The sequence below is a fragment of the Microvirga sp. GN3 genome, from assembly GCF_055792825.1.
The window spans coordinates 1-1,122 of the sequence record NZ_JBVVAK010000383.1 but is presented as its reverse complement, the minus strand read 5'-3'; the positions used below and the strand labels follow the sequence as shown (position 1 = coordinate 1,122).

Sequence of the window (1,122 nt, the reverse complement as noted above, 5' to 3'; positions counted from 1 at the left end):
TTCTCAAGGCCTGCAATCTGCCGCTCACCGGCACCGGCGTGGTGGATCTCGTGATCACCGATCTCGGCGTCTTTGTCATCGACAAGAAGGGCGGCTCCGGCATGACCCTGATCGAGCTCGCCGAGGGCGTGACGGTCGAGGAGATCAAGGCCAAGACCCAGGCCGAGTTCAAGGTCGCCCTGAACGGAAGCCAGTCCAACGCGGCTTGATCGTTACCGCGCCTTGCACGTCAAGTCAGTTCTCCTTCCTGCAGGCCCCGGGGTAACCCGGGGCCTGTCGTTTATCATGAGTGGCCAAGCGCGGAACTGGGCTCCTGCTGATCCGTTTTTCTTTCCACCATGACGCCATTAAGCCCCGCTACACTTCACCTTTGCATCGATATGCAGCGCCTCTTCTCGGTCGATGGGCCGTGGCCGACCCCATGGATGGAGCGCGTCCTGCCGACCGTTGCGCAGATTGTCGAGCGGGCTCCCGACCGCACGGTCTTCACCCGCTTCATTCCCCCGTTCCGCCCCGAAGACATGCCGGGAACATGGCGCGGCTATTACGAGCAATGGCGTCAGGTCACCCGCGAGTACCTCGATCCGCGACTATTGGAGCTGATGCCGCCGCTGCAGCGGCTTGTTCCACCCGCAGTCGTCCTGGACAAGCCGGTCTATTCCGCCTTCGCCGGCCACAAGCTGCGCGATCTCGTGAGCGAGCGCGGCATCGATACTCTGCTGATCACCGGCTCCGAAACCGATATGTGCGTGCTCGCTACCGTGCTCGGCGCAGTCGATCTAGGATTGCGGGTCGTGATCGTGGCCGACGGCGTCTGCAGTTCATCGGACGAGGGACACGATTCACTTCTGACGCTTTATTCGAGGCGCTACCGCTATCAGGTCGAGACGGTGAGCAGTGAAGTCGTGCTAGACCAATGGCCGTCGTGAAGGATGATTTCTAATGATCTTCACTAAAGACCTGCAACGGAGAGACCTGCGTGCCGAAAGAAGCTGGTCATGAGCTCAGGCCGTTGCTGCAGGCGGCCGAACTCGCGGCGGGCCAGGCGGTGCAAGTCGGCGACTGATCCAGGCAACGCGCTCTCCATGGCTCGCTTGACGCATGCATTACACTGCTCCTCGG

Annotated in this window: 1 protein-coding gene and 1 pseudogene; both read left to right on the top strand. The window is 61.5% G+C overall.

All coding sequences use genetic code 11. The features are described from left to right. Positions 1-209: pseudogene (locus ACS5Q1_RS48000) on the top strand (succinyl-CoA--3-ketoacid-CoA transferase); the annotation flags it as partial. A 129-nt stretch (positions 210-338) separates the two neighbouring features. After that, the gene (locus ACS5Q1_RS47995; protein ID WP_473104801.1) at positions 339-929 is read left to right on the top strand and encodes a cysteine hydrolase family protein; all 591 of its coding nucleotides are present in this window, start codon (positions 339-341) and stop codon (positions 927-929) included. Positions 930-1,122 lie beyond the last annotated feature (193 nt).

What these genes read in the sequence shown, in the direction of transcription:
- ACS5Q1_RS47995 (WP_473104801.1), top strand. Translation starts at nt 339, where the DNA reads ATGACGCCATTAAGCCCCGCTACACTTCACCTTTGCATCGATATGCAG.